The sequence below is a fragment of the uncultured Legionella sp. genome, from assembly GCF_937871865.1.
In the GTDB taxonomy this organism is placed as follows: Bacteria; Pseudomonadota; Gammaproteobacteria; order Legionellales; family Legionellaceae; genus Legionella.
This window is the reverse complement of the sequence record NZ_CALMPD010000005.1, coordinates 1-3,051: the sequence shown is the minus strand read 5'-3', so window position 1 is coordinate 3,051 and position 3,051 is coordinate 1. Positions and strand designations below refer to the sequence as shown.

Below are 3,051 nucleotides of genomic sequence, written 5' to 3'. Positions count from 1 at the left end.
TCATCCAGCAAATTTAAATATAAGTTCATTTTACCAGCATATTCAGCCTTGAATTTCGTCGTTTTTAATTCCACAGCAACCAACGATTGTAATTTTCTGTGATAAAACAGGAGATCTATAAAATACTCTGAATCTGGCGTTACAATCCGGTATTGGTTACCGATGAAGCTAAAACCATACCCTAACTCCAGGATCACATCTTTAATCTTGGAGACCATACGACGCTCTATCTCGGCTTCAACCACAGGTTCTGTTATACCCAAAAGCCCAAGCATATACACGTCTTTCATAGTCTTGTCAGCTTGCTCCGCTAAATGCTCAGGCAGTGCGGTATGAAAGTTATGTTGTTTATTTGCCAAAACCTGTCTCTCATAGCTTTTTGAAGTAATCTGCATGCTCAATACATCGCGGCTCCATGCGCATTCCTGGGTCGCTTTCAAATAATAGAGTTTAGCATCATCATCCTTTACCTTGCTAAGGATTAGTAAGTTTTGCCCCCATGGGATTTCTCCAACAAGCTGTTGGAGATTTGGTTTGGTCTGATATTCTAAATAAAATTGACGCATGTACCAAAGATTCTGCGGAGAAAACCCTGTTTTATGGCTAAATTCAGCCTTTAAATCTTGCGACAGACGTTCAACGACAGATCTACCCCAACCATATTTTTCCTGACTCCTAACAATATGTTCGCCAATCCACCAATACAATGCGATTAACTCCCGATTAACAGCCGTCGCAGCACGGACACGAGTGCCATAAATTTGAGTCTTGGCTTTTTCAAGAAAATCTTTATAAGCCGGAAGCTCATTGCCTGTTATTTCATTCATGAGAACCTCCGACTCATTATACAGCAATACCGATAGACCGAATGGCGCTTAAAAACTCCGTTTTTCTAGGCGAATTTGATTTACCATATAAAAAATCTTTTACCTCTTTAGATGACGCATGAAGGAAATCACAAATAGCAGGCAGCTGGTATCCAATCCTAGCAAGTTGAGCCTCCATAGAATTAAGATCGGGAGCAAGTGATTTGTTAATAATGTCTTCCGTAATAGGCTTTATTCCGGTGGTATAGGCAATCTCCATCGCCGCTGATAAGTATTTATGGATTTGCAATGGTGTTATTAATGCCTGCGCCAATCGTAATGATGCTTCTGGTGTAATAACATCACCTACTTTTACCTTATCATGCAAGCATTGCTTAAACAGCCACTCAACGTATTTTTCCATGTTCCCCATGGCGCTATCAATATCAAATACTTTCGTTCGTGCACCTATTTCTTCAATACTGGATTTGGACAGTGAGTTGCCTAATTTGGGATGTCCTGCCAAGATAATAGATAATTGACAACCTCCTTGGGCGACTACCTCTACGATCCGCTTGAGAGAGGTTAAGGTTTGTCCGTGTATGTCATGAGCCTCATCAATAAATAGAGCCACCGGTTTTTTTTGTTTTTTAATCAAATCCAGTAACTGACGTTCCCGTTTTTCACCTTGTGTCGGAACTTTGAAATTTTTATCCGTTTTAGTGAGGTCATAAAATAATGCCAGATAAATGGTACTGACATTCAATTTGTTTTTTTCAGTAGATAAAGAGCGAGAGACACAAATTTTATTTTCAAGTTCTAGCTCTTGCTGAATCTGATTTAATAAGGTTGTTTTCCCTGCACCAACCATTCCGGTTAAGGCATAAATACCACCTGCTTGGAGTAAAAACTTCAATTCTTTATATAATTTTTTACGTTGCTCTGTTTCATAGTAACTTGCACAAACCAGGGGTTGTTTCAAGCCAAAAAAATCCATAACTTCTGTATACACGTATCACTCCTTATTCAATACTTGAGGAAGAGACAAAGTAAAATATTGCCTCACTCTTGATTCAACTTGATCTTTATTTAATGTTTCTTCCACAATTTGATTTATCATCTCTAATTGTTGTGGAAGCAGCTCGGCCAAGGGTTTCCCTAATAATCGTGCAATAGCTTGTTTAGCATCCAGCGTGTCAACAAATAGAAAGTCATGTTCATCTTCAAACGGGATAAAGGGCTGATTTTTTGTGATAGCGCGCGCTCTTTCTAATTGCTCGATTGTTTGAGTATTTTTACCCGTCATTACAGACAAGGGAATTGAAATTGATTGGGCCAAACTGAAGATGTCATCAGCCAATTTTTCAGTTTTCGTTTTTGGGTACTTTCGATAGGAATTTAAAGGTATAGGGCCGCTGCTGGGATAAAATGGTCCCATTTTTTGTTCATTAAATTCAACGTACAATTCATTATCCAATAAACCATGCAACAAAATGACTTCATTTCCTGCCATGTCAGAAATCAATTGATAGGCAACGCCTTCAATGCAGACACAAGCATCGGAACCGACCAATCGTGTTTCTGGCTCACGAACAAATTGACAAAATTTCTCCCATGAACACATTTGTCGATAACCATTAGTTGGCAGATAATCGCGCCAAACCTGAATTCGTGTTGATTTTTCAGAGCGATGAGGCATCTCAATATATTGGAGTAGATAATTCATTAACCATTCGTTTGCCTGATTTAGTGTGTTTGGTTTATGGAAATGAAACAATGTTTCGAAAGATTCCTTTGTAGTTCGGTTGGTACGCTCAACTTTCCCTTTCCCACGAGCCGTCGTGCGTCTTCCATCAGAGTTTCTTGGCATATGTGTTTTAAGTTCAATGCCAAGACAGGCCAATACACGTTTAAAAATGGCACTTCTTGCAAAAGCTCCATTATCAGTATAAATAACTTTTGGGATCCCTTGAAAAAAAAATCCGGGGATTTGTTTTGCAGACATTGCCCTGAATAAGAATTTTAATGCAGTCAATGCATCTTCACCTGATGATTCTATGTATTCTGAATAAAGCACCCCACTTTTATCATCAGTAACACTGGCGATAAACAATTTTTGCCCATTATTGTTTTCCAGTTGTTTTAAGTCTGATGGAGTGAAATCAAATTGCCAACAATCATTGCTTTCTTCAGCCTCAAAACGGACAACCACAGGCTCAACGGATAACATGGACTGGTGAGCTAA

The 3,051-nt window shown here is 38.9% G+C and carries 3 protein-coding genes; all 3 read right to left on the bottom strand.

Translation table 11 applies throughout. From position 1 onward, the window contains the following. A partial coding sequence (locus Q0495_RS00090; protein ID WP_298621833.1) for a PDDEXK nuclease domain-containing protein occupies nucleotides 1-827 on the bottom strand: 827 nt, incomplete at its 3' end. 16 nt (nucleotides 828-843) lie between these two features. After that, nucleotides 844-1,818: an AAA family ATPase gene (locus Q0495_RS00085; RefSeq protein ID WP_298621831.1), complete on the bottom strand. Its 975-nt coding sequence runs from the start codon at nucleotides 1,816-1,818 to the stop codon at nucleotides 844-846. Between the two features lie 3 nt (nucleotides 1,819-1,821). Continuing rightward, a partial coding sequence (locus tag Q0495_RS00080) for a DDE-type integrase/transposase/recombinase (RefSeq protein ID WP_298621829.1) occupies nucleotides 1,822-3,051 on the bottom strand: 1,230 nt, incomplete at its 5' end.